The sequence below is a fragment of the Collinsella sp. AF25-2LB genome (assembly GCF_003458415.1).
Classification (GTDB): Bacteria; Actinomycetota; Coriobacteriia; order Coriobacteriales; family Coriobacteriaceae; genus Collinsella.
Genome location: NZ_QRUF01000012.1, coordinates 25,615 through 48,301 on the forward strand (window position 1 = coordinate 25,615; position 22,687 = coordinate 48,301).

Genomic DNA, 22,687 nt, shown 5'->3' on the forward strand with positions numbered 1-22,687 from the left:
CATGACAGACAATGTATTTGACGTACGACCCGCCGAGCTTGCCCCGGCGGGCTTTTGGCGTTGCGATGCCGGAGGAACAGCATGCTCATTCACCGTATAGCCGCGCAGCTCTACACTGCCGAGGCGCTGCAGACCGTCGAGGCCGGACTCGATGCCGGCGAGGACGTGACGCTGGCCGTGTCGCAGTCGGGCCGCACGCTCATGGCGGCAGCTCAGTTTGCGCGCCGTCCGCGTCCCACGGTCTACATCGTGAGCGGCGAGGACGCGGCCGATCGCGCCGCGCGCAGCCTGGCCGCCTATGTGGGTCTGGCGCATGTGTGCCGCTTTCCCGAGCGCAAAGACTATCCATGGCGTGAGCAGGCGCCCGACGACGCCGAGGTGGCCCAACGCTGCGAGGCTTTAGGGCGCATCGTGCGCGGCGATAACTGCATCATGGTCGCCTCGGCCCGCGCGCTACTGCGTTGCGTGCCGCCGGTCGAGAGCCGCTATTGGGAGTCCACCACCTTTGCGGTGGGCGAGGAGATTCCCTTCGACGAGGTGCCGCAGCGCCTGGTGGGCATGGGCTACACCAATGCCGGCGCCGCCGACGCGCCCGGTCTGTTCCGCGTGCACGGCGATACCGTCGAGGTGTTCCCCGCGCAGGAAAAAGCACCCGTGCGCATTGAGTTCTTTGGCGACGAGATCGACCGCATCCGCCGCATGGTGAGCTCCACGGGCCAAACCATCGGCAACGAGGACAGCATCGAGATCTTCCCGTGCCGCGAGCTGGCGCTCACCGACGAGGCCGTCCACAACATGCATGTGGCGCTCTATCGCGCCAGCCAGAGCGATAGCAAGCTGGCGGCGCTGCTCGAGATGGTGGACGCGCGCATCGTCACGCCCGAGCTCGACCGCTTTTTGCCGGTGATGTACGGCCAGACCGTGAGCCCGTTGGCGCACGTGAGCGGCAAGGCGCTTGTGGTCCTGTCCGAGCCGCGCTCGCTGTTCGATGACTGCCTGCGCGCCTACGAGGATATCGAGGCCCGTGCCGGCGAGGCGGGGATTGACCGTCTGGACGGCCTGTACGTGCGTGCCCAACAGCTCGACTTTGGTGCTCAGCAGCGCCTGAACTACGTGAGCCTGATTCGTGCCGGCGGCGCGGTTACGGCCGAGCTCAAGATTGAGCAGCCGGCCATTGCGGGCTCGGACAATCGATTTATGACGCGCATTCAGGAGGTCGTGGGCAAGCGCTATGCCTGCGTGTTTGCCATTCCCGACCGCGGTGCGCGCGAGTCGATGGAGCTCACCTTTGGCGACGAAGGCATTACCTTTGAGGAGTCGCTGACGGCCGCCCCCGAAAACGCCGGCGTTATCGGCGACCGTGTGCGCGTGGCGGCGGCGGATTCTGCCGACCGTGCTGACCGTCAGGAGGCCCATGCCTCGATTCGCGAGCGCCATGCCGATGCGCTCAACGCCCGCTCGCTCGAGGCGGGTGCGGCCCAGGCTGCCGCCGGCGCCGCCGTGCCCACCATCTCGCGCGGGCGCGTGACCTTTGTGGACGCCGCCCTGCCGCAGGGCGTGGTGGTGCCCGATGCCAATCTGGCCGTGTTCTCGATCGCCGACCTCAACGCCCGCATGGACGCCAACCGCGCCCGCAGCCGCCGCAAGGTCGATATTACGCAGATCACCTTCCCCTTTAAGCCGGGCGACTACGTGGTGCACGCAACGCATGGCATCGCGCTCTTTAGCGAGATCGCGCGCCAGGAAGTGGGCGGCAAGGAGCGCGACTACTTTTTGCTGGAATATGCCGATGGCGACAAGCTCTACGTGCCGCTCGAGCAGGTCGACCGCATCACGCGCTATGTTGGCCCCGACGGCGACAAGCCGCGCCTGACCAGGCTCAATACCGCCGACTGGACGCGTGCCACCAACAAGGCACGCAAGAACGCCAAAAAGCTGGCGTTTGACCTGGTCGACCTGTATACGCGCCGCTCCTCGATTGCCGGTATCGCCTGCCCGCCCGACACGCCCGAGCAGATTGAGATGGAGGAGAGCTTCCCCTACGACGAGACGCGCGACCAGCTGGAGGCTATTGCCGACATTAAGGCGGACATGGAGGCACCCAAGCCCATGGACCGCCTGCTGTGCGGCGACGTGGGCTTTGGCAAGACCGAGGTCGCCCTGCGCGCAGCGTTTAAGTGCGTGGACTCCGGCCGCCAGGTCATGGTGCTCTGCCCCACGACCATTCTGGCCCAACAGCACTACGAGACGTTCTTTGAGCGTTTTGCCCCGTTTGGCCTGGAGGTCGAGGTGCTCAGCCGCTTCCGCACCCCGGCGCAGCAAAAGCGCGCGCTCAAGGCGTTTGCCGAGGGCACGATCGATGTGCTCATCGGCACGCACCGCTTGCTTTCTGCCGACGTGAACCCCAAGAACCTGGGCATGGTGATCATCGACGAAGAGCAGCGCTTTGGTGTGCAGCACAAGGAGCAGCTCAAGAACCTGCGTGAGCAGATTGACGTGCTCACGCTTTCGGCGACGCCCATCCCGCGTACCATGCAGATGGCTACGAGTGGCGTGCGCGACATGAGTCTGATCACTACGCCGCCGACCGGACGCCGTCCCGTGATCGTGCACGTGGGGGAGTACGATCCCGACGTGGTGAGCGCGGCGATTCGTCTGGAGGTGGGCCGTGGCGGCCAGGTGTATTACGTGTCCAACCGCGTCAAGACTATCGACGACGCTGTGGCGCGCGTGCACGAGGCCGCGCCCGAGGCGCGCGTGGGCGTGGCGCACGGCAAGATGAGCCCGCGCGAGGTCGAGGACGTGATGATCGAGTTCGCGACCAAAAAGATCGACGTGCTCATCGCCACGACCATCGTGGAGAGCGGTATCGACAACGCGACCGCCAACACACTGATCATCGAGGACTCGCAGCGCCTGGGCCTGGCACAGCTCTACCAGCTCAAGGGCCGTGTGGGCCGTTCTGCCACACAGGCCTACGCATACTTTATGTTCCCGGGCGAGCTGCCGCTCACCGAGGAGGCCACGGCGCGCCTGACTGCACTGTCCGAGTTCCAGGACCTGGGCAGCGGCATGCGTATCGCCATGCGCGACCTGGAGATTCGCGGCGCTGGCTCGCTCATGGGTGCCGAGCAGCACGGCAACTTGTCGAGCGTGGGCTTTGACCTGTTTACGCAGATGTTGGGCCAGGCGGTAGCCGAGGCGCGCGGCGATGACGACGCCGGCGTGGAGGCGGCGAGCGTGGGTATTAACCTGCCGGCCGACTACTTCTTGTCCGAGGAGTACCTGCCGGCGGTGGACCAGCGCGTGCTCGTGTACCGTAAGCTCGCAGCGGCCGAGGACCTGGAGAGCATCGACGAGGTGCAGGAAGAGACCGAGGCCGCGCATGGCGAGCTGCCGTTGGCGGGACTCAACCTGTTCAATCGCGCGCGCATCCGCATTCGCGGCGAGCGCCTGGGGCTCGAGAGCGTCACACTCAGCGGCGGTCGCATCACGTTTTTGGGCGTCGACGTGCCCAAGAAGGTGGCCTTTGAGCTTAAGACCCGCTATGGCGCGGTGAACTTCCCCAAGAGCCGCAAGCTGTCGGTGCCCTACAAGGCGGGCGCCGGCGCGGGCAGCGGCCTGGGTCGCGGCCTCGACGCCAACGACGGCACCGGTCCCGTGGCGGCGGCGCTCATGCTGCTGCAGCAGCTGGGCGCGTCCGACGATGATTAACGGGTCGACGCTGCAAACACCCCATTTGGGCACTCTGGTTCCATCGAAAGGAAAGCATGTTCGGATACATCTATAAGAAAGATGTCGCCATTATCGCGGTTGTCCTGTGCCTTTGTCTGGGCGTGGGCAGCTTTTTCGATTATCAGATCTCGAGCGCGCTGTTCAACATCGGCAGCATGTACGGCCGCTTTATCGAGGCTGCCGGCGAGCTGCCGTTCGAGCTGACGGCGAGCATCGCGGGCGTTATGCTCGTGCGCGCGGTGCGCCCCGACTCCAGGGGGAGTAAATGGCTCGCCGTGCTCGGTATCCTCGTCAACGTCGGCCTGGCCGGCTACGAGATCGTCTCGTCCCTGCGGGTTGGCGGCAAGCTCATCGCAGCTCAGTTGGTGCTGACGTTTGCGCTGGCTATCGTCGCCAATCTTATCGTCTATCGCCTCACGCGCGACACCGAGCCCGACGAGCTCACGCGCTGGGCGTTGATGGTGCTTGCCGTGTGGGTCGCTCAGGCCATTATCCTCAACGTGATCGTCAAACCGCTGTGGTCGCGCCCGCGCATGCGCGTGATCGAGGCGACGCAGGGGCTCGATTTTCAGCCGTGGTGGGTGATTGGTAACCCCGACAAGTGGGCCTATATCGCCGCCGGCGTGATCAAGGACGGCTTTAAGTCGTTTGCGAGCGGACACACGGCGCATGCGGCGATCGGCCTTATGCTCGCCGGGCTTCCCGCGGCGGCCTTTAAGGAAAAGCCGTCGCGCCGCCGCGTGGTCTTTTGGTTCGCTGCCGTGGTCGCGGCGCTCGTCGCCTTTGGCCGTATCGTGATCGGTGCGCACTTTTTGACTGACGTGAGCTGCGGCTTTGCCTTGGTGCTGGCGCTTGAGTGCCTTGCCGCGCGCATTGCCTATCCGGGCGGCGTACAATAGCGGCACCTGAATCATCGGGCTCGTGCCCGGCTAGAGAGGATTGCCATGCTTGCGTTCAACAACGATTATTCCCACGGTGCACATCCGGCAGTGCTGCAGGCGCTCGTCGACACCAACATGGAGCCGCAACCCGGCTACGGTACCGATGCGCACACCGAGCGTGCCAAGCAGCTTATCCGCGAGGCCTGTCAGGCGCCCGATGCCGACGTATTTTTCCTAGTGGGCGGCACGCAGGCCAACGCGACGGTGATTGACATGCTGCTCGCGCCGTACGAGGGCGTCGTTGCTGCCGAGACTGGCCACGTCGCCTGTCACGAGGCGGGCGCCATCGAGTTTGGCGGCCACAAGGTGCTCACCATCCCTGGCTACGAGGGCAAGATGCATGCCGAGGACCTCGAGAATTATATCCAAGTGTTCTACGAAAACGAGAGCTACGAGCACACGGTGTTTCCGGGCGCGGTGTACGTGAGCCTGTCGACTGAGTACGGCACGCTGTACTCCAAGGCCGAGCTCGCGGCGATTCACGCGGTGTGCCAGAAGCGCGAGATTCCGCTGTTTGTGGATGGCGCCCGACTGGCCTATGCGCTGGCAGCCGACGAGTGCGACCTCATTCTGCCCGAGCTGGCGCAGCTGTGCGACGTGTTCTACATCGGCGGCACCAAGTGCGGCGCGCTTTGCGGCGAGGCTGTGGTGTTCTGCGGCATGCACGCTCCGGCGCATCCCATTCCGCGTATTAAGCAGCACGGCGCGCTGTTGGCCAAGGGCCGCCTGACGGGCGTGCAGTTTGAGGCGCTCTTTACCGATGGCCTGTATTTTGAGATTGGTCGACAGGCGATTCAGACGGCCCAGGCGCTGCGTCGTGTGCTGCACGAGCGCGGCTACCAGTTCTTTTTGGAGACGCCCACAAACCAGCAGTTCGTGATTCTGCCCAACGAGGACATGGCCCGCATTCGCGAGCATGCGGCGATCGAGTACTGGGAAAAGTACGACGATACCCACACGGTGGTGCGCTTTTGCACCAGCTGGGCCACGACGCAGGAGGACATCGACGCGCTGGCGGCTGTCCTGTAGCCTGATGTAATGACGAGGGGCCGCCTTGCGCTGGGTTTGGCGCAAGGCGGCCTTTGTTTTTGAGAGAGAAGGGTTGTATGACCGAGATGTCCGAGCCGGCGATTCGCCTGGCGACGCCCGAAGACGCGCCGGCGTTGCTTGCCATCTATGAGCCGTATGTGCGCCAGACGGCGATTACCTGCGAATACGAGGTGCCGAGCGTTGAGGAGTTCGCCGGGCGCATCGAGCACACGCTCAAGCGCTATCCGTATCTGGTGATGGAGCTGGACGGGCGTCCGGTGGGTTATGCCTATGTGAGTCCGCTCAACAGCCGCGAGGCATACGACTGGTCGGTCGAGACGTCGATTTACCTGGCACGCGACGTGCGCCACGGCGGGCTGGGCCGCAAGCTGCACGATGCGCTCAAGCAGTGCCTGATCGCGATGGGCATCACCAACATGTGCGCGCTCATCGCCGTGCCGCACGACAAGGACGACGAGTATCTAACGCACAACAGCCAGGACTTCCATGCCCATATGGGATATCGCTTGGTGGGTGCTTTCGACCGCTGTGCCCAAAAGTTCGGCCGCTGGTACGACATGTGCTGGATGGAGCTGGTCCTGGCCGAGCGCACCCCCAACCAGCCCAAACCAACCTGGTTCCCCGACCTCCTCGCCTAAAACCACCACGAAGGTGCCTGTCCCCTTTGCGGTGGTTAGCCGATGGGTTCGGTGTATTTGGCGCGGTCGGTGCGTTGGATGCGCTTGGAGACATGGAGCGGGCGGCCGTCGGTGTCGTAGACGTAGTCGGTGATCAGGATCAGCGCCTGCCCGCGCTCAACGTTGAGCAAAAATGCCTCGTTTTGCGAGGCATAGCACACCTCAAAGGTCTTGTGCCCCTGTGCCGGCGCGCGATGGAATTCCTGGCGCAGCGTGGCGTAGAGCGAACCGTTGATATCGCGATCGATGAGCGACCCAAAGCTTGGCGGCAAATAGGTGGTCTCCAGACACAGCGGCGCATCGTCCAGGTAGCGCAGGCGGACAAGTTTGACGAGCTTGCTGCCCGCGGCGGCGTCAAAGAACTTGGCTATGCTGCCGGCCGCCTTGGCAAAGCCCGAGTCCACGGTGCGCGTGGTGGGCTTCATGCCCTGACCCTGGACCTGTGCCGTATAGCTCGAAAACACCAGGTTGTTCTCGTGGAGCGCGGGCGTGTCGGCCACAAAGGTGCCACGTCCGCGCTCGGTGCGCACCAGGCCCTCGTCAACTAACACCTTAAGCGCGTGGCGCACGGTGCTGCGCGACAGCCCCGATTCGTCCATGAGCTCCATCTCGGACGGCAGCTTGTCTCCGCGTGCGTAGGTGCCGGCGGCGATGCGGTCACGCAGCGTACCCGCCAGACGCTCGTATTGGGCCAAGTTCTTTTTTGACGAAGTGCTCATGCGAACAACCTATATCTAACTTGTATGCTTACTGAACCAAGCATGTATCCAACATGACAACAAAACCGCTGGTAATGGATTGCCGAAAACTTTACCATCAAAATATCTAAGACAAATATAGCATACAACTAGTCGACATAGCCAAAACATGTATATAACTTGTATGCCATCGAGAGCATCAAACGAGAAGAAAGGCTGATGCACGATGACTACTCAGGAACAGGTTAAGGATGTCGTCTCCCAGGTTTTGGCTGACAAGGCGGACAAGGGCGGCATCAAGCGCGTCGTGTGGATCGGCGCCGGCGGATCCAACGGCGGCAACTATCCTGCCCAGTACTTTATGGAGCACGAGGCCACGCAGGTTGTGAGCTCCAGCTACACCAGCAACGAGTTCGTGTACGCCACCCCGGCCTACGTCAACGAGAACACCCTGGCCGTCGTCGTGTCCATGCGCGGCACCAAGGAGACCATCGTCGCTGCTCAGGTCGCCAAGGATCACGGCGCTAGCACCATCGCCATCTATGTTGACGAGTCCGGACTCACCGAGGTCTGCGACTACAAGATCCAGTACGACAGCCTGGCCGTCGACGAGTCCTGCATGGGCCGCACCAACTCCGCCGTCGTGACCATGATCGCCATGGAGCTTACGCAGCAGACCGAGGGCTATGCCGAGTACGAGACCGCTATGGCCGCCTTCGACTTGGTCGACCCCATCTATCGAAAGGCCGTCGAGTACACCCGTCCGCTTGCTGCCAAGTGGGCCGAGCAAAACGCCGACAAGCCCTGCATCAACGTGATGGCTCAGGGTCCGCTCTTTGGTGCCGCCTACGTCTTTAGCATCTGCAACGTGCAGGAGATGCTGCAGATCGACTCCTGCACCATCAACACCTGCGACTTCTTCCACGGCCCCTTCGAGATTCTGGACAAGCGTACCTCGCTGTTCCAGCTCATCAGCGTTGGCCGCAGCCGCTGCAACGACGAGCGCGGCATCCGTTTTGTCAATCAGTACGGTGGCGAGCGCGTCTATCAGCTCGACGCCAAGGAGCTCGGCCTCAACGACATCAAGGACAGCGTGAGCGAGTACTTCAACCACCTGATCTTTGCCCCGATCCTCAACAACGTCTACATGCGTGCGCTCTCCGCCGTCACCCACAAGGACTACATGACGCGCCGTTACATGTGGAAGCTGGATTACTAAGGGATAGAGCGGCCTAACAGCCCAATACCCCTCATGAGTTGCGGTGGAATAGTTCCTGTTTGGGAGTGTGAAGCCTCTGTTTGAGAACTATTTCACCGCAACTGCTAGAGCGGCACTTGGGGACGTTCCCTTTCTGCCGGCAGTTAGGGATGTTCCTTTTAATATGAGCAGGACATTGTCAAGAGGCAAAATCGGGCCTGGCCCCAACGATATGGGGTCAGGCCCTCTCCCTATATCAACCCGTCCGCGGCGACCTCGGCGTGTCTTACCGACGCTCGTCTTTGCAGTTTAATATCCGCCCGTGGCGATCTCTCGCTGGGCAATCCGTTGCTACGGCTGAGGCTTCTACGTCGAACCGACAGTCTGTGCACGCGTGTGGCGCCCTGGGCGCTCGCAGAAAAGGGACCTGAGGTTCGCCTCAACGGCTTCGGATCGAACCGCTTCCGGGGTGACTGGCTTATGTGCGGGGGACCGCCCCCCTACGCCTCCTCGGCCATGAGGCCGACCGCCCACACCCAGCAGGCGAGCTCGCGCGCCGTGGCCACGTTCGCCTTGTTGCTGTGGACCCCGCGCGCGAGCAGCGCCTCCCGCCTGTCGACCAGCCTCCGCACGCCCTTGGCGGCATGCCTCCGGGCGCCCCGGTCCGGGGCCTGGCCCTTGGCGAGGTCCTTCGGCCGCCCCGAGCACGTCAGGTAGTGCCATGCGGCCTCGACCAGCGTCTTCCTCAGGTGCTTGTTGCCGGCCTTGGTGATCGCGCCCCTGCGGTCGCTCTCCCCGCTGGAGTGCTCGGAGGGCGTCAGGCCGACCCATGCGGCGAACGAGCGGGCGTTCCTGAACCTGGAGAACTCGCCGGCCTCGAACACGAGGTCGGCGGCGGTCGCGGTGTCGACGCCCTTGAGGCAGCGCAGGGAGTCGACCCTCCTCCTCCACCTGGGCTTGCGGGCCTCGGCCCCGACGAGCCCCTCGAGCCTCGCCTTCTCCTCCGCCGCCCGCCTGACCGCGTCGACGTAGTAGGCGAGCACCTCGTTGTCGGCCCCCTCCGCGAACCTTATCGACTCGATCCAGGACCAGTGCGCCCGGGTCCAGTTCCCCTTCCTGCGGCCGGTGGGCGTCCTCTCGTCGAAGACGAGCCCGTGCCTGAGCAGGAACTTGGAGAGCCGCTGCTTCGAGCGCGAGAGGTCGTCCCTCGCGTCCTCGAGCGCCCTGGTCAGGTCGCGGGCGGCCTCGCACTCGTCGTCGGGGACCCACACCTCGACCACGTTGCCGACCGACAGCATGCGGGCGAGGAACTCGGCGTCGTTGCGGTCGTTCTTCCTGCGCCTGTCCGCGCTGGGCTTGATCATCTTCGAGACGGCGCCGACCGCGCAGTCGACCCCCAGGCCGGAGAGCCTCTTCTGCAGGTCGAACCCCGTGACCCCGGACTCGTACACGCACCTGGCCTTTGGGTCCACGGACCGGACCCACGCCGCGACGGCCCCGGCGTCGTAGCCGAAGGTCGCGCAGCGCACCTCCCCGGTCATGACGTCGAGGGAGACGGCCTTTATCGAGCGGGCGTGGACGTCGAGGCCGACGAAGGTGGTAGTATCGAGCATGGGAGCCCCTTCCATGAATGCGGCGTGGCCGCCACGGCTGGATTAGACACTCACCATTGTCGGCCTAATCCGCGGACTTTCATGCCGGGGGCTCCCAATGTTTTATGTCCTGCTCATATCGTCTGTGCCGGCAGTTGGGGACACTCCTTGTGTCGAGAGATTTCCCGTTCGCCGATTTGTGCCTTGAAAAATGTATATAACGACTATAACGTAGTATTAAACATATTGGAAATAATACTGAGGAGGCTGCGTTGAAGAGGAGCAATCTGGGCTATGTGCTGGTGCTGATCGCCGCGCTTATGTGGGGCAGCATCGGAATCTTTGTAAACGGCATCTCGGCCATGGGCGTTTCGTCCCAGAGCATGGCTGCCTTTCGCTTGTTGGTCGGAGCGCTTATCTTGGCGCCGGTCCTGATGTTTATGGGCTGCCGTCCGGGCGAGGGGTCTACCGTGGCTCAGGGCCCGCTGGCCCTGTTCAAGGCAAGCCCTAAAGAGCTTGTTTCCTGCGCGCTTGTCGGTATCGTCGGTTTGGCCGCCGCCAACACCTGCTATTACGAGTGCATGGGCGAGGTGGGCATGTCCACGGCCTCGGTGCTGCTCTACACCTCGCCGGTGTTTGGCGTCATGCTCGGCCGCGTGCTTTATCGCGAGGACGTGACCCCCAACAAGCTCGTTGCCATTGTCTTTAACATCGTAGGCTGCGTGCTTGCAGTGACTAATGGCGACCTTTCCGGTTTTCATTTTTCGGTTTGGGGCGTCACGTCGGGCGTGATTGCAGGCCTTTGCGGTGCGTCGCTCGCGGTGTTTAGCCGAATAGCAACCAAGACGGTCCACCCGCTGGCTGTCACGTTTTGGGGCTTTGTTTTTGGCGGTGTGGTTATGGCGGCTATCGCGGCCCCGTGGCCGGATGTCGCCGCGGCAATGTCGCCACAGCTGCTGCTGCTGTTCCTTGGCTTTGGACTCATCCCCACGGCCGTGGCTTATATCTTATATATGCAGGGTCTATCCATGGGGCTCGAGACGTCGAAAGTTCCCGTCGTAATGTCATTCGAGACGGTCGTCACCGTACTGGTGGGCATTGGTGTCTATGCCGAGCCCGCCGGCGCGATCAAAGTCCTGGGCATCGTGCTGGTGCTCGCGTCCATCCTGATTATGAACACCGACTTCTCCAAGCTGCGCAACAGTGTGTTTGTCGGTCATGTCATTGAGAGCATGACCTTTAAGCCCAACGCTTGGTGGACCGAGAAATCGCAGGACATGGATCTTTTCAAGGAACGCACGGGCATTGCGCTGGAGCCCACCGTGCAGGAAAGCCCCTGGTACTTCGTGCGATAGGGGATTGGCGCCCAGTGTTTGATCGGGCGGTGTCGACCCAGCGCCGACCTACCCAAGCCCAACGTTTCAATTGCGTTAAACCCGCCAACGGTCGTTTTTCACCCGCGAACGGTTTATATACTAATTATCAATATAAGCAACGTATAAGACGTTATAATGACCATAACGAAAAGGAGGAGGCAAGATGAATCAGATCATTCTCGCATCTCATGGCGGCCTGGCCGCAGGCGCCAAAGACACGCTCGAGATGGTTCTCGGCGACGTGTCGAACGTCCACGTCGTGTCGCTTGCTCGTGACGACAAGGAGCCCATCACCAATAAGGTTGAGGCTATGATCGCCACGTTCAACGCGGACGACACCGTGTATGTGCTAACCGATATGCTCGGTAGCTCGGTCAACAACAACATGGTCGAGCTTTCCAAGAACGGCACGAAGTTCACGGTTGTCAGCGGTTTCAACATCCCGCTGGCGCTCACGCTTGCCATGAGCCCCGCCCCCGTCAAGGGTGCCGAGCTCGCAGCCCTCATCAACGAGGCCCGCACCGGTCTGACCAACCCCAACGCACCGGTCGAGGCCGCCGCGGCTCCCGCCAAGAAGGCCAAGGCATCCCGTCACAGCTCCGGTCCCGCCAAGATCGTCCTCGCACGTCTTGACTACCGTCTGCTGCACGGCCAGGTCGTCTTTACCTGGACCACCAAGGTTCAGGCCGAGCGCATCATCGTCGTCGACAACGCTGCCGCCAACGATGACATCAAGAAGGGCGCTCTTAAGCTGGCCAAGCCCCAGGGCGTGCGCCTGAACGTCTTCACCGTCGAGCGTGCCCTCGCCAAGATGGACAAGCTCAACACCCTCGGTGAGCGCGTCATGTTCGTCTTTGGCAACACGGCCGAGATGCTGCAGTTCTGCCAGGGCTACAAGCTCGACGCCATCAACCTGGGCGCCACCGCCAACCACGACGGTGCCGATCAGATTGGCGGCAAGGACAGCTCCGTCTTCCTCGACGCCACCCAGAAGGCCGACGTCAACCAGCTGCTCGACATGGGCATCAAGCTCTATGTCCAGCAGACCCCTACGTATCAGAGCGTCGACATCGACGCCAAGCTGTAATCAACCAGGCTTTTGCCTGACTGAAAGGAGAAGGGTATGAATACGTTCATCAGTGCGGTGCTCGTCGGCCTCGTCGGCGTGTTCTGCATGTGGGACTCCCGCCTGCTCGGTCGTCTTAACTTCGAGCAGCCCCTCGTTGGCGCTACGCTCGTCGGTCTGCTGCTGGGCGATGTGCCCACCGGCCTTGCCGTCGGTGCCGCCGTCGAGCTCGTGTCCATGGGCCTGGTGCAGGTCGGCGCCGCCGTTCCGCCCGATATGGTCCTGGGCGGCATCGTGGCCGCTGCCTTCGCATGCCTGACCGATGCTTCCGCCGAGACCGCCATGACGATCGCCATCCCGGTCGCCGTCCTGGGCCAGCTCCTCGGCATCGTGTTCCGTTCCATCATCGCCGCCCTCACCCATGTGGCAGATAGCGCGATCGATAACGGAAAGTTCAAGACCGCCTACCGCATGCACATCTGCGCCGGCTCCGGTCTGTACGCCGTCATGTACTTCCTGCCGATCTTCCTCGCCGTCTTTGTTGGCACCGACCTGGTTCAGGCCATCGTCAACATGGTTCCCGAGTGGCTGTCCACTGGTCTTAACGTTTCGACCAAGATCATGACCGCCTACGGCTTGGCCCTGCTGCTCACCATGATGATCAAGAAGGGTATGACTCCGTTCCTGTTCATCGGTTTCCTGCTCGCCGCTTACCTCAACCTGTCCGTCATCGCGGTCGCTCTGATCGGTGTGTGCCTGGCTGTCGTCTTCATGGGCTTCAAGTTCAACGGTTCCCATGCAGCCGCCGGTGTCGATTCCGACTACGATCCGCTCGAAGACGACGAAGACTAAGGAGGAACACACTATGGCAACCGCAACCAAGGACGTGTCCCTGAACAAGAAGGTCAGCCAGTTCTTCTGGCGCTCCTGGGCCATCCAGGCCTCTTGGAACTACGAGCGTCAGATGAACATGGGCTTCCTCTACGGCATGGTTCCCACGCTCGATCGCCTCTATCCGGACGAGTCCGACCCCAAGCAGCTCGCTGCTAAGAAAGAGGCTTACCACCGTCACATGGCGTTCTACAACTGCACCCCGCAGACGAGCGCTTTCATCCTAGGCCTCGCCGCCTCCATGGAGGAAGAGTACGCCAAGGATCCCGAGAACTTCGACCCCGATTCGATCAACGCGGTCAAGACCTCCCTTATGGGTCCGCTTTCCGGCATCGGTGACTCCTTCTTCCAGGGCACCATCCGCGTTATCGCCTTTGGCCTGGGTGTTCAGCTGGCTCAGCAGGGCTCCATCATGGGCCCGATCCTGGCCATGCTCATCTCCATCGTGCCCTCCGTGCTGATCACTTGGTTCGCAGCCAAGATCGGCTACCAGGGTGGCCACGAGTACCTGAGCAAGCTCCAGGGCGGCGACCTCATGGAGAAGCTCATGTATGTCTGCGGTATCGTGGGTCTTATGTCCGTGGGCGGCATGATCGCCACGCTGATCGGCGCCACCACCCCGCTGCAGTTCGCTGACGGCACCGTCGTGATCCAGGACATCCTGGACGGCATGATGCCCCAGATGATCTCCCTCGGCCTCACCGGCCTTATGTACTGGCTCATCAAGAAGAACGTCAACACCGGTTGGCTTCTCGTGATCGCCATCGTGGGCGGCATCGCCCTCTCCGCGGCCGGCATCCTGGCCTAGTCGCGACCCAATGCTTCCCCCGGGGGCCTGCCTGGCATCCCATACCCCAGGCAGGCTTCCATCCCTAAATGTGTCAAAGGACAGTCCCTTTGGCACATCCTCAACGGGCCGGCGACTCGGTCCAAATCACGGTAACCCTGCGAGCGTCCGGCAATGTGGCGCCGCAAAACATCGAAAGGAATGTGTCAGATGTACGAGATCGACCTTAACCTCCCTAAGCAGATCGTCGCTGACGTCCTGTCCAACCACGAGATCCACAGCGTCGCCTTCGTCGGCTGCGGCGCTTCCATGTCCGACCTTTACCCCGCCAAGTACTTCCTGGCCAACAACACGGACAAGCTGAACGTTCAGATCTTCACCGCTAACGAGTTCAACTACGACACGCCTTCCTGGGTCAACGAGCACACCTTCGTGATCACCTGCTCCCTCGGTGGCTCCACGCCCGAGACCGTCGAGGCCAACAAGACCGCCAAGAAGCACAACTGCCCGGTCGTCTCCCTCACCAACAAGGCTGGCTCCGCTCTGACCGTCGACGCCGACCACGTCATCGTTCACGGCTTCCACGCCAACTACGCTGCCAAGTGCGAGAAGCCCGGCTACGCCATCGCTCTTGCTCTCGAGATCCTTCAGCAGACCGAGGGCTATGACCACTACGAGGACATGATCACCGGCCTCACCAACGTCTTCGATCTCTGCGAGAACGCCGCTCAGCACTGCAAGAAGCTCGCCAAGAAGTTCGCCGAGGACTTCAAGGACGACAAGATGATCTACTTCATGGCCTCCGGTGCCTCCGAGAAGATGGCTTACTCTCACGCCGCCTTCCTGTTCACCGAGATGCAGTGGATCGACGCCGCCGCCTACAACACCGGCGAGTACTTCCACGGCCCGTTCGAGGTTTCCACCGAGGGTAAGCCCTACGTCTTCTTCATGTCCGATGGCGCTACCCGTCCGATGGACGCCCGCGCCCTCACCTTCCTTGAGCGCATGGGCGCCAAGGTCGCTCTGATCGACTCCAAGGACTACGGCCTGGCTGACGCCGTGCCCGCGAGCGTCATCACCTACTTCAACCCGCTGCTGCACCTCGCCGTTATGCGTGAGTACGGCAACCAGATCGCCGAGGCCCGTCAGCACCCGCTGACCATGCGTCGCTACATGTGGAAGCTTTCCTACTAATCACAAGTAAGTAGACCTTACGGGTTGATTGAGAGGGGATGGGGTTTGCGCCCCGTCCCCTTTTTTGCTCTGGGGAGGGCGTGTCTGTCGTGTCGCAAAACCCCAGATTAAACCTACCAAAATAAACCTGTCCCTTTTTGGCAGGTGGGAGGAGATGCGTATGATCAAGGCAGTGCTGTTTGACATGGACGGCGTGCTGGTCGATACCGAGTGGTTCTACAACCGTCGCCGCGTGGCATTTATGGAAGAGAAGGGCTTCCACTTTGACGAGATCCCCGATCTTTCGGGGTCTAACGAGCCCGCCATTTGGAAGGCGCTGGTGCCCGACGATGTTGAGCTGCGCGAGCGCCTGCGCGTGGAGTACAAGCAGGTCTACAGCCCGGACCACCCCGTTCCGTATGCCGAGCTTCTCAACGAGCAGACGGAGCCGGTGATGCGCAAGCTGCACGAGCGCGGCGTGAAGTGCGCCATCGCGAGCTCGTCCTATCGCGAGCTCATTGACGAGCTGGTGGAGATTGCCGGTATCGCCGACGTGCTGGACTACACCATCAGCGGTCACGAGTGCAGTGCGTTTAAGCCCGACCCCGAGATCTACCTGCGTGCCATGGAGGCGCTGGGGGTGGAGCCTGCCGAGTGCCTGGTTATCGAGGACTCGCCTTTGGGCATCGAGGCCGGTAAGTGCTCCGGCGCCCGCGTCCTGGCACTGCGTCCGCACGAGGGCGTCAACCTGGATCAGTCCGCCGCCGACGTTGTCATCGACAACCTGACCGACATCCTACCTGCCATTTAGGGACAGGTTTATTTTGGCAGGTTTTATCTGGGCAAATGCCGAATTCGCCGTGAAGGGATCGCTCTCTTCACGGCGTTTTTCTTTTGAGCGGCCTCACGGTCCTTCTGATGGTTGTCGAGAGAGGGTGAATTGAAGCGTCCTATCGCGCTCCATGCTACAATCGCCGGCATGCCCCACAATTACATCTGCCTTCGAAAGGAGCCTACGTGGCGAACGCCATCGATCAGCTCACGGACCGCGTGCTCGTGCTCGGCCGCCTCACCATCGTCCGCCGCGCCATTACCGCGGCGGCGGTCACGATTTCTGCCGTTCTCCAGACATTTCTGATTCAGGCGTTCATTCGGCCCGCCGACTTGCTTCCGAGCGGCCTTACCGGCGTCGCGGTCCTGCTCGATCGCGTTACCTCGCTCGGCGGCGTTCACATCGACATCTCGCTCGGTATGCTCGCGCTCAACATCCCCGTGGCGCTCCTATGCTGGAGCGGCATTAGCAAGCGTTTCGTCATCTTCTCGATGATGCAGGTCGTGCTCTCGTCGCTGTTCCTCAACGTCTTTCACTTCGCGCCGTTTTTGGGTGACAAGATCATGCTCATCATTTTTGGCGGCGTGGTCTCGGGTCTGGGCGCTGCCATCGCGCTTAAGTCCGGCGCATCTACCGGTGGCACCGACTTTATCGCGCTGTGGGTCTCCAACCACACGGGCAAGACCATTTGGGGCGTCATCTTTGGTTTCAACTGCTTTATCCTGGCGATCTTTGGCTTTATATTTGGCTGGGACAATGCGGCGTACTCCATCGTGTTCCAGTTTATTTCGACCAAGACCATCGACAGTTTCTATCGTCGCTACGACCGTGTGACGCTGCAGATCACGACGCGCAAGGCCGACGAGGTCATGACCGCCTATGTTGACCATTTTCAGCACGGCATTAGCTGCGCCGAGGTCATTGGCGGATACAGCCGCGAAAAGATGTATCTGCTGCACGCCGTTGTCTCGACCTACGAGAGCCAAGACATTATCAAGCTGGTGTGCGACATTGATCCCGGCGCCGTGATCAATGTGTTCCACACGCTCAACTTTGTGGGCGGCTGGTGGGGCGGTCATGTTGACGAGCCCATGCCCACGGCCGTACCCGATCCCGACAAGCCCGCGCGAATGGCCAGCAGGCAGGCGCGCCTCAGCGAGCAGGACAGCCTGCAGCAGGATGACGGCAAGTAGGGTTTTGGCTTTTTGCCGGTCAAGCGCAGCCCATTCGAATGAGCCCCCCGAAAGCCCCGTTGCTTTCGAGGGGCTCTCGTTTGACCAGATAAAACCTACCAAAATGAAGCTGTCGCTTTTTGGTAGGTGGGGTGTATCGTTTTATCAATATGAGGTAACATGAAACTAGACGTTATATACGTATTAGTTATTTCGATATTTCGATAAGAGTGATTAGATATGCCTGCACCCAAAAATGCACCGCTTTACCAGCAGATTTATGACGAAATCAAAGATGCGATCGAGAAAGGTGTTTATGCACCCAAGGAGCGTATTCCGTCCGAGCTCGAGCTTGCCGAGCAGTACGACGTGAGCCGAATTACGGTGCGTCGCGCCGTCGAGGAGTTGTGCTCCGATGGCTACCTGGTTAAGCAACAGGGCCGCGGCACCTTTGTTTCCACACCGCACATCAATCGTCAGTTCCATGCCTCGACGCTGCAGACGTTTACCGCGCTGTGTGCCGGCAACGGCATGAAGGCCGGTGCGCACGTGGTCGATCGCCAGATCGTTCCGGCGCGCCAAAACGAGATGGAGTTCTTTGGTCTGCAGAAGGATGCGCTGCTACTGCATATCAAGCGCGTGCGTACGGCCGACGGCGAGCCCATCTTTGAGGAGAACATCTTTGTGCCGTTTGACGCCTACCGTGAGCTGTTGACGGCCGATCTTGAGGACAAGTCGATTTTTGCCGAGGTCGAGCGTGTTGGCGGAACACCGATTGTCTCGGTTGGCTACCGTACGGTCGAGGCCGTTCGTGCCAACGCCGAGCAGGCCACCGAGCTGGGCATTGCCCCGCACGATCCGCTGCTCAACCTGCGTGCCGGCTTTATCGGCCCCAATGGCGAGCCGGTCCTGATGGGTAAGCAGTACTACGTGGGATCGCGCTACGTTATGGTGATGTAGCTCTAGTTGCGCGGTTTTCCAAACCGCGCAACGGCTCGACGCTGCAAGCCCGTCAGAGCGGCAATCTGCCTTTCAACTTCGGCGGCATGATCAGAAGTTTTGTTCCGTCGTTCTAACGAACGACGGACCGGTCGACGCTGCAAACGCCCCTAGGCGGCAATCTGACGTTCAATCGTCGGTCGCGTACCGAAGTACGCTTCCTTCCTCTTTCACGTCACCTTGCTCGCTTAGGGGCGTTTTCGCTGACTCATGCTCAACCAGCGACGTTTCCACGCTCATCCGCCTTGGATCGTATTGCCCGTGGCCGGTAGCCGTGCGGCACTGGTCCGCGTGGCGGCGTATAATCGGCGGCAGATGACTTGGACGTTAGGAAACCATGACCGATAGCATGCAGCAGACGGCGCTCGACACGCTCGGCGCCTATTTTGGCTACACCTCGTTTCGCCCGGGGCAGGACCGTATGGTCGATGCGATCCTTGCCGGCTGCGACGCGCTGGGCGTTATGCCCACGGGCGCCGGCAAGTCCATTTGCTACCAGGTGCCCGCGCTCATGCTTCCCGGCATCACCTTTGTGGTGAGTCCGTTGCTGTCGCTTATGGAGGACCAGACCCGCGCGCTGCTCGCGGCGGGTGCGCGCCCCAGTTATCTCAACTCCAGCCTTACTCCGGCCCAGCAAAACACCGTGCTCAAGCGGGCGCGCGAGGGCCGCTACCAACTTATGTACGTGGCGCCCGAGCGCCTGCTCGAGCCGCGCTTTTTAGCCTTTGCGCAGGAGGCCGCGGCGGACGGCGGCATTGGCGTGCCGCTTGTGGCCATTGACGAGGCCCACTGCGTGAGCCAATGGGGCCAGGATTTCCGCCCCGCCTACCTGCAGATTCGTGAGTTCATCGATTCCCTGCCGCAGCGCCCCATCGTGGCGGCCTTTACCGCTACGGCAACCGAGCGCGTGCGTGCGGACATCCAGCAGATGCTCGGCCTGCAAAACCCCGCGACGGTGGTGACGGGCTTCGATCGCAAGAACCTCTACTTTGGCTGCGAGGAGATGGGCGACAAAGCCAAGACCGCCTGGGTGCGCGACTATGTGATCGCGCATTCGGGCGAGAGCGGCATCGTGTATTGTTCGACCCGCAAGACGGTCGATGCGCTGGCAGGCGAGCTTGCCGAGGCGCTGGGCCCCAGCGGCATTCGCGTTGGCCGCTACCATGCCGGCATGGGCAACGACGCCCGCCGTCAAAGCCAGCGTGCCTTTATTGACGACGATCTTCAGGTGATGGTTGCCACCAACGCCTTTGGCATGGGCATCGACAAGCCCAACGTGCGCTACGTGATCCACAACAATGTGCCCGAGAGCATCGAGGCCTACTACCAGGAGGCGGGCCGCGCCGGCCGCGATGGCGATCCGGCCAGCTGTCACTTACTGTGGAACGGCAACGATTTTCGCATGCGCCGCTTTTTAATCGACCGCGGCGATGCGGCCGACGAGGCGCTCGACGACGAGCAACGCGCGTGGGCGCTCCAAAATCGATATCGTCTGCTCAGCCAGATGGAGGGCTACTGCAATACCACCGGCTGCCTGCGCGAATATATGCTGCGCTACTTTGGCGACGAGGCCGCGGCCGAGCATGCTGCTGCGGCTGGTGCGGGCGCCACCGCCACGGACGAAGCCGAGGGCTGCGGCAACTGCAGCAACTGCCTCACGCAGTTCGAGGTCGAGGACGTCACCGATATGGCCCGCGCCGCCGTGCGCTATGTGGCCACGCGACCCATGCGCTTTGGCAAGTCGCTGATCGCCGACGTGCTCCACGGCGGCAATACCGAGCGCATTCGCCAGATGCATCTGGACGAGGACCGCGGCTACGGTGAGCTGTCGAGCGAATCGGTCGGGCGCATCAAGGACATCATCGGCCAGCTGTGCGGCCGCGGTTATTTGGCCACCTCGCAGGGGCAGTACCCGGTCGTGGGACTGGGTCCGCGTGCCGGCGAGGTCGAGGATGAGGCGTTCGCCTTTACCGTTAAGCGTCGCGCGTCCAAGCGCAAGGCCTCGGCCCGCGCCCGCCGCGCGGTGGATCTGCTGCGCGAGGAGGCCGAGCTGGATCAGCGCCCGCGCGTGGGCGACGATGCCGAGCTGTTCGAGCGCCTGCGTGCCTTGCGCAAGGAGATCTCGACCGAGCTGGAGATGGCGCCGTATATGGTCTTTTCCGACAAGGCTCTGCGCGGCCTGTGCCGCCTGCGCCCTCAAACGCGCGAGGAGCTGATCCGGGTCAACGGCATTGGCGAGAAAAAGGCCGACGCCTTTGGCGAGCAGTTTATGGCGGCGATTGAAGAGTTTGAGTCCGAGCATGCACGGGATGGAGCGTAATGATGGCATCCGACGATAAAACCGAGCGCACTGAGGTGTCCGCTGTGCCGCTGTACCAGCAGGTTATGGATGACCTAAAAGGCGAGATCGCGCGTGGCGTGTACGCATCCGGCTCGCGCATTCCTTCCGAGATGGAGCTCGCGAAGTCCTACGGCGTGGGACGCATCACCGTGCGCCGCGCCATCGAGGAGCTGTCGCGCGCGGGGTATCTCAACCGCCAGCAGGGGAGGGGCACGTTTGTGTGTGCGCCCAAGCTCAAGCGCAAGATTGTCCAGAAGGGTGACGTTCAGAGCTTTTCCGAGGGTTGCGCCGCCAACGACATGGTGGCCGGAGCACGCCTGGTGTCGCGCACGGTGGTTGCGGCGACGCGTGAGGACGCGGCGTTTTTTGGTGTGGAACCCGGCTGCGAGCTCATCGTTGTCGAGCGCGTGCGCACGGCAGACAGCGTGCCCGTCATGCTCGAGAACAACGCCTTTGTGCTGGCCGACCATCCCTATCTGCAGACGCTTGCCGACAAGGACCTCACGGACAATTCCATCTTTGCGCTCGTTGCCGAGCATTCGGGCCGTTCGCCGCTCAAGTCCGACCCCTGTACTGTGGAGATTGCGCTCGCCGATGCTCAGGCGGCCCCGCTGTTGGAGGTGCCGGTCGGCGAGCCGCTCTTCTATATGGAGGCGTACTTTACCGATGCGGACGAGCGGCCCTTGCTGCTCGGACGCCAAAAGATCGTGGGCTCGCGCTACGTGTTCGACATCTAACATCCACAGATAGAACAACATAGAACAAGTTTGGCGAAATGGCTTCACGAGCGTTATTACACGTGTTATAAATAGAACAACATAGAACGACTGCAGGTACGAGCTGCCGTCGTCCAAAGCCGCCACACAAGGAGGAGCGTCACCGTGAACGCACACGATCTGATTCAGGAAATTATCGAGCGCAAGGGTAAGATCGAGAACGTCTTTTGGATCGCCTGCGGCGGTTCGATGATCGACTTAATGCCGGCCAACGAGCTACTCAAGCGCGAGGCCACTACGTTTGCCTCGACGGTCTACACCGCGCGCGAGTTTTGCCTGATGGCCCCCAAGAGCCTGGGGCCGAAGTCGCTCGTCGTCGCCTGCAGCCACAGCGGTAACACGCAGGAGGTCGTCGACGGTTGCGAGATGGCGCTGGCTGCCGGTGCCGAGGTCGTGACTATGACCGACTATGCGGGTTCCAAGATCGACAACGGCAAGTGGACAACCTGGGTCTATCCGTGGGGCAAGGGCGAGTCGCAGGCCGAGGTCCCGCAGGGCATTGGCGTTCTGATGGCTGCCGAGCTGCTCGACCAGCAGGAAGGCTACGAGGCGCTCGCCGACATGTACGCTGGCCTCAAGCAGATGGATGCGCTGCTGCCCGCCGCCCGCGAAAAGGTCAACGCCGTGCTGGGCGCCCGCTTTGCCGAGCTCTGCCAGCAGCACAAGTTCTTCTACATCCTGGGCTCCGGCCCCAACTTTAGCCAGACCTACGCCATGGCGATCTGCTCGCTCATGGAAATGCAGTGGCAGCACTGCTGCTATATCCACTCCGGCGAGTACTTCCACGGCCCGTTCGAAGCCACCGAGCCCGGCGTGTTCTACTTTGTGCAGCTCGGATCGGGCGAGTGCCGCCCCATGGAGGAGCGCGCGCTCGCGTTCCTCAACACGCACACCGATACGGTCATGGTGCTCGATGCGCTCGAGTACGGCGTGGGCGAGGTGCCCGCCAGCGTGCGTTCGTTCCTGGAGCCGATCTTCTTCTACGCGATGAGCTGCGAGCTGCGCGCCGCCCGCGGCAAGGTGTTCGACCACAGCCCCGAGGTTCGTCGCTACATGGGCATCGAGCAGTACTAGGTAACGGGAATTATCTTTTTTGACGGGGTCTGCGCTGCGCGCGGGCCCCGTTTTGCGTTGTGGCGGCCGGATTCGTGTCTGCGCGAAAACGAAGGTGAATACTTTTCCGCGAAGTGAACGACCTATTTTGGACCCCCGAAGCATCCACACTTTTTGACGCCAAAACTGCAGGAAAAACTCGGCGAAACCGCAGGAAACGGCGTCTGAAAAGTGTCGATGCTTCGGGGGCTCGTTTTTGCTCGTTCACTTCGCGGAAAAGTATTCACCTTCGATTCGCAAGGGCACTGCGTGAGTCAAAAAAGCGGGGCC

18 protein-coding genes are annotated in these 22,687 nt (G+C 61.8%); 16 read left to right on the forward strand and 2 right to left on the reverse strand.

The window, feature by feature from the left end; translation table 11 throughout:
• The first annotated feature begins 81 nt into the window (after window positions 1-81).
• From mfd to DWY51_RS06735, 4 genes are all read left to right on the forward strand, one after another.
• Entirely contained in the window at window positions 82-3,714 is a 3,633-nt protein-coding gene (mfd, locus tag DWY51_RS06720) for a transcription-repair coupling factor (protein ID WP_117770292.1), read from the forward strand.
• A 56-nt stretch (window positions 3,715-3,770) separates the two neighbouring features.
• Window positions 3,771-4,634, forward strand: a complete 864-nt coding sequence (locus tag DWY51_RS06725; RefSeq protein ID WP_117770293.1) for a phosphatase PAP2 family protein — start codon at window positions 3,771-3,773, stop codon at window positions 4,632-4,634.
• Window positions 4,635-4,679: 45 nt separating this feature from the next.
• Window positions 4,680-5,705, forward strand: a complete 1,026-nt coding sequence (locus DWY51_RS06730; RefSeq protein WP_117770294.1) for a low specificity L-threonine aldolase — start codon at window positions 4,680-4,682, stop codon at window positions 5,703-5,705.
• Window positions 5,706-5,782: 77 nt separating this feature from the next.
• Entirely contained in the window at window positions 5,783-6,364 is a 582-nt protein-coding gene (locus DWY51_RS06735) for a GNAT family N-acetyltransferase (RefSeq protein WP_117770295.1), read from the forward strand.
• Between the two features lie 35 nt (window positions 6,365-6,399).
• On the opposite strand, the gene DWY51_RS06740 is transcribed toward DWY51_RS06735, so the two are convergent.
• On the reverse strand, window positions 6,400-7,122 hold the full coding sequence (locus DWY51_RS06740) for a GntR family transcriptional regulator (RefSeq protein WP_117770296.1): 723 nt from the start codon (window positions 7,120-7,122) through the stop codon (window positions 6,400-6,402).
• A gap of 205 nt (window positions 7,123-7,327) precedes the next feature.
• Between DWY51_RS06740 and DWY51_RS06745 the strand changes: the two genes are divergently transcribed.
• Window positions 7,328-8,320 (forward strand): SIS domain-containing protein, encoded by a 993-nt coding sequence (locus DWY51_RS06745; RefSeq protein ID WP_117770297.1) that lies wholly within the window; start codon window positions 7,328-7,330, stop codon window positions 8,318-8,320.
• Between the two features lie 479 nt (window positions 8,321-8,799).
• Here the strand turns inward: DWY51_RS06745 and DWY51_RS06750 are convergent, their stop codons facing one another.
• Window positions 8,800-9,912 carry an IS110 family transposase gene (locus DWY51_RS06750; protein WP_233504651.1) on the reverse strand — a complete coding sequence of 371 codons (1,113 nt, stop codon included), beginning with the start codon at window positions 9,910-9,912 and terminating at the stop codon, window positions 8,800-8,802.
• 251 nt (window positions 9,913-10,163) lie between these two features.
• Between DWY51_RS06750 and DWY51_RS06755 the strand changes: the two genes are divergently transcribed.
• From DWY51_RS06755 to DWY51_RS06805, 11 genes are all read left to right on the forward strand, one after another.
• Window positions 10,164-11,246: a DMT family transporter gene (locus tag DWY51_RS06755; RefSeq protein WP_117770299.1), complete on the forward strand. Its 1,083-nt coding sequence runs from the start codon at window positions 10,164-10,166 to the stop codon at window positions 11,244-11,246.
• 184 nt (window positions 11,247-11,430) lie between these two features.
• A complete protein-coding gene (locus DWY51_RS06760) occupies window positions 11,431-12,354 on the forward strand; it encodes a PTS mannose/fructose/sorbose transporter subunit IIAB (RefSeq protein ID WP_117770300.1) in 924 nt (307 codons plus the stop codon).
• Window positions 12,355-12,390: 36 nt separating this feature from the next.
• Window positions 12,391-13,185, forward strand: a complete 795-nt coding sequence (locus tag DWY51_RS06765) for a PTS sugar transporter subunit IIC (RefSeq protein WP_006235136.1) — start codon at window positions 12,391-12,393, stop codon at window positions 13,183-13,185.
• Between the two features lie 13 nt (window positions 13,186-13,198).
• On the forward strand, window positions 13,199-14,032 hold the full coding sequence (locus DWY51_RS06770) for a PTS system mannose/fructose/sorbose family transporter subunit IID (protein WP_117770301.1): 834 nt from the start codon (window positions 13,199-13,201) through the stop codon (window positions 14,030-14,032).
• A 189-nt stretch (window positions 14,033-14,221) separates the two neighbouring features.
• Complete coding sequence (locus tag DWY51_RS06775; protein ID WP_229077274.1) at window positions 14,222-15,205, forward strand: SIS domain-containing protein; 984 nt, start codon at window positions 14,222-14,224, stop codon at window positions 15,203-15,205.
• A gap of 160 nt (window positions 15,206-15,365) precedes the next feature.
• Entirely contained in the window at window positions 15,366-15,995 is a 630-nt protein-coding gene (locus DWY51_RS06780) for an HAD family phosphatase (protein ID WP_158556924.1), read from the forward strand.
• Between the two features lie 206 nt (window positions 15,996-16,201).
• A complete protein-coding gene (locus tag DWY51_RS06785) occupies window positions 16,202-17,209 on the forward strand; it encodes a YitT family protein (protein ID WP_117770303.1) in 1,008 nt (335 codons plus the stop codon).
• Between the two features lie 219 nt (window positions 17,210-17,428).
• Window positions 17,429-18,148 carry a GntR family transcriptional regulator gene (locus DWY51_RS06790; RefSeq protein ID WP_117770304.1) on the forward strand — a complete coding sequence of 240 codons (720 nt, stop codon included), beginning with the start codon at window positions 17,429-17,431 and terminating at the stop codon, window positions 18,146-18,148.
• A 376-nt stretch (window positions 18,149-18,524) separates the two neighbouring features.
• Window positions 18,525-20,507 carry an ATP-dependent DNA helicase RecQ gene (locus DWY51_RS06795; RefSeq protein ID WP_117770305.1) on the forward strand — a complete coding sequence of 661 codons (1,983 nt, stop codon included), beginning with the start codon at window positions 18,525-18,527 and terminating at the stop codon, window positions 20,505-20,507.
• The gene (locus DWY51_RS06800; protein ID WP_233504652.1) at window positions 20,507-21,265 is read left to right on the forward strand and encodes a GntR family transcriptional regulator; all 759 of its coding nucleotides are present in this window, start codon (window positions 20,507-20,509) and stop codon (window positions 21,263-21,265) included. Before DWY51_RS06795 ends, DWY51_RS06800 begins: the two co-directional genes overlap by 1 nt.
• Before the next feature lie 144 nt (window positions 21,266-21,409).
• Window positions 21,410-22,378, forward strand: a complete 969-nt coding sequence (locus DWY51_RS06805) for an SIS domain-containing protein (RefSeq protein WP_117770306.1) — start codon at window positions 21,410-21,412, stop codon at window positions 22,376-22,378.
• Window positions 22,379-22,687: the final 309 nt, after the last annotated feature.

Coding starts and splice junctions, on each gene's coding strand:
- mfd (WP_117770292.1), top strand. CDS start 82: ATGCTCATTCACCGTATAGCCGCGCAGCTCTACACTGCCGAGGCGCTG.
- DWY51_RS06725 (WP_117770293.1), top strand. CDS start 3,771: ATGTTCGGATACATCTATAAGAAAGATGTCGCCATTATCGCGGTTGTC.
- DWY51_RS06730 (WP_117770294.1), top strand. CDS start 4,680: ATGCTTGCGTTCAACAACGATTATTCCCACGGTGCACATCCGGCAGTG.
- DWY51_RS06735 (WP_117770295.1), top strand. CDS start 5,783: ATGACCGAGATGTCCGAGCCGGCGATTCGCCTGGCGACGCCCGAAGAC.
- DWY51_RS06740 (WP_117770296.1), bottom strand. CDS start 7,122: ATGAGCACTTCGTCAAAAAAGAACTTGGCCCAATACGAGCGTCTGGCG.
- DWY51_RS06745 (WP_117770297.1), top strand. CDS start 7,328: ATGACTACTCAGGAACAGGTTAAGGATGTCGTCTCCCAGGTTTTGGCT.
- DWY51_RS06750 (WP_233504651.1), bottom strand. CDS start 9,912: ATGCTCGATACTACCACCTTCGTCGGCCTCGACGTCCACGCCCGCTCG.
- DWY51_RS06760 (WP_117770300.1), top strand. CDS start 11,431: ATGAATCAGATCATTCTCGCATCTCATGGCGGCCTGGCCGCAGGCGCC.
- DWY51_RS06765 (WP_006235136.1), top strand. CDS start 12,391: ATGAATACGTTCATCAGTGCGGTGCTCGTCGGCCTCGTCGGCGTGTTC.
- DWY51_RS06770 (WP_117770301.1), top strand. CDS start 13,199: ATGGCAACCGCAACCAAGGACGTGTCCCTGAACAAGAAGGTCAGCCAG.
- DWY51_RS06775 (WP_229077274.1), top strand. CDS start 14,222: ATGTACGAGATCGACCTTAACCTCCCTAAGCAGATCGTCGCTGACGTC.
- DWY51_RS06780 (WP_158556924.1), top strand. CDS start 15,366: ATGATCAAGGCAGTGCTGTTTGACATGGACGGCGTGCTGGTCGATACC.
- DWY51_RS06790 (WP_117770304.1), top strand. CDS start 17,429: ATGCCTGCACCCAAAAATGCACCGCTTTACCAGCAGATTTATGACGAA.
- DWY51_RS06795 (WP_117770305.1), top strand. CDS start 18,525: ATGACCGATAGCATGCAGCAGACGGCGCTCGACACGCTCGGCGCCTAT.
- DWY51_RS06800 (WP_233504652.1), top strand. CDS start 20,507: ATGATGGCATCCGACGATAAAACCGAGCGCACTGAGGTGTCCGCTGTG.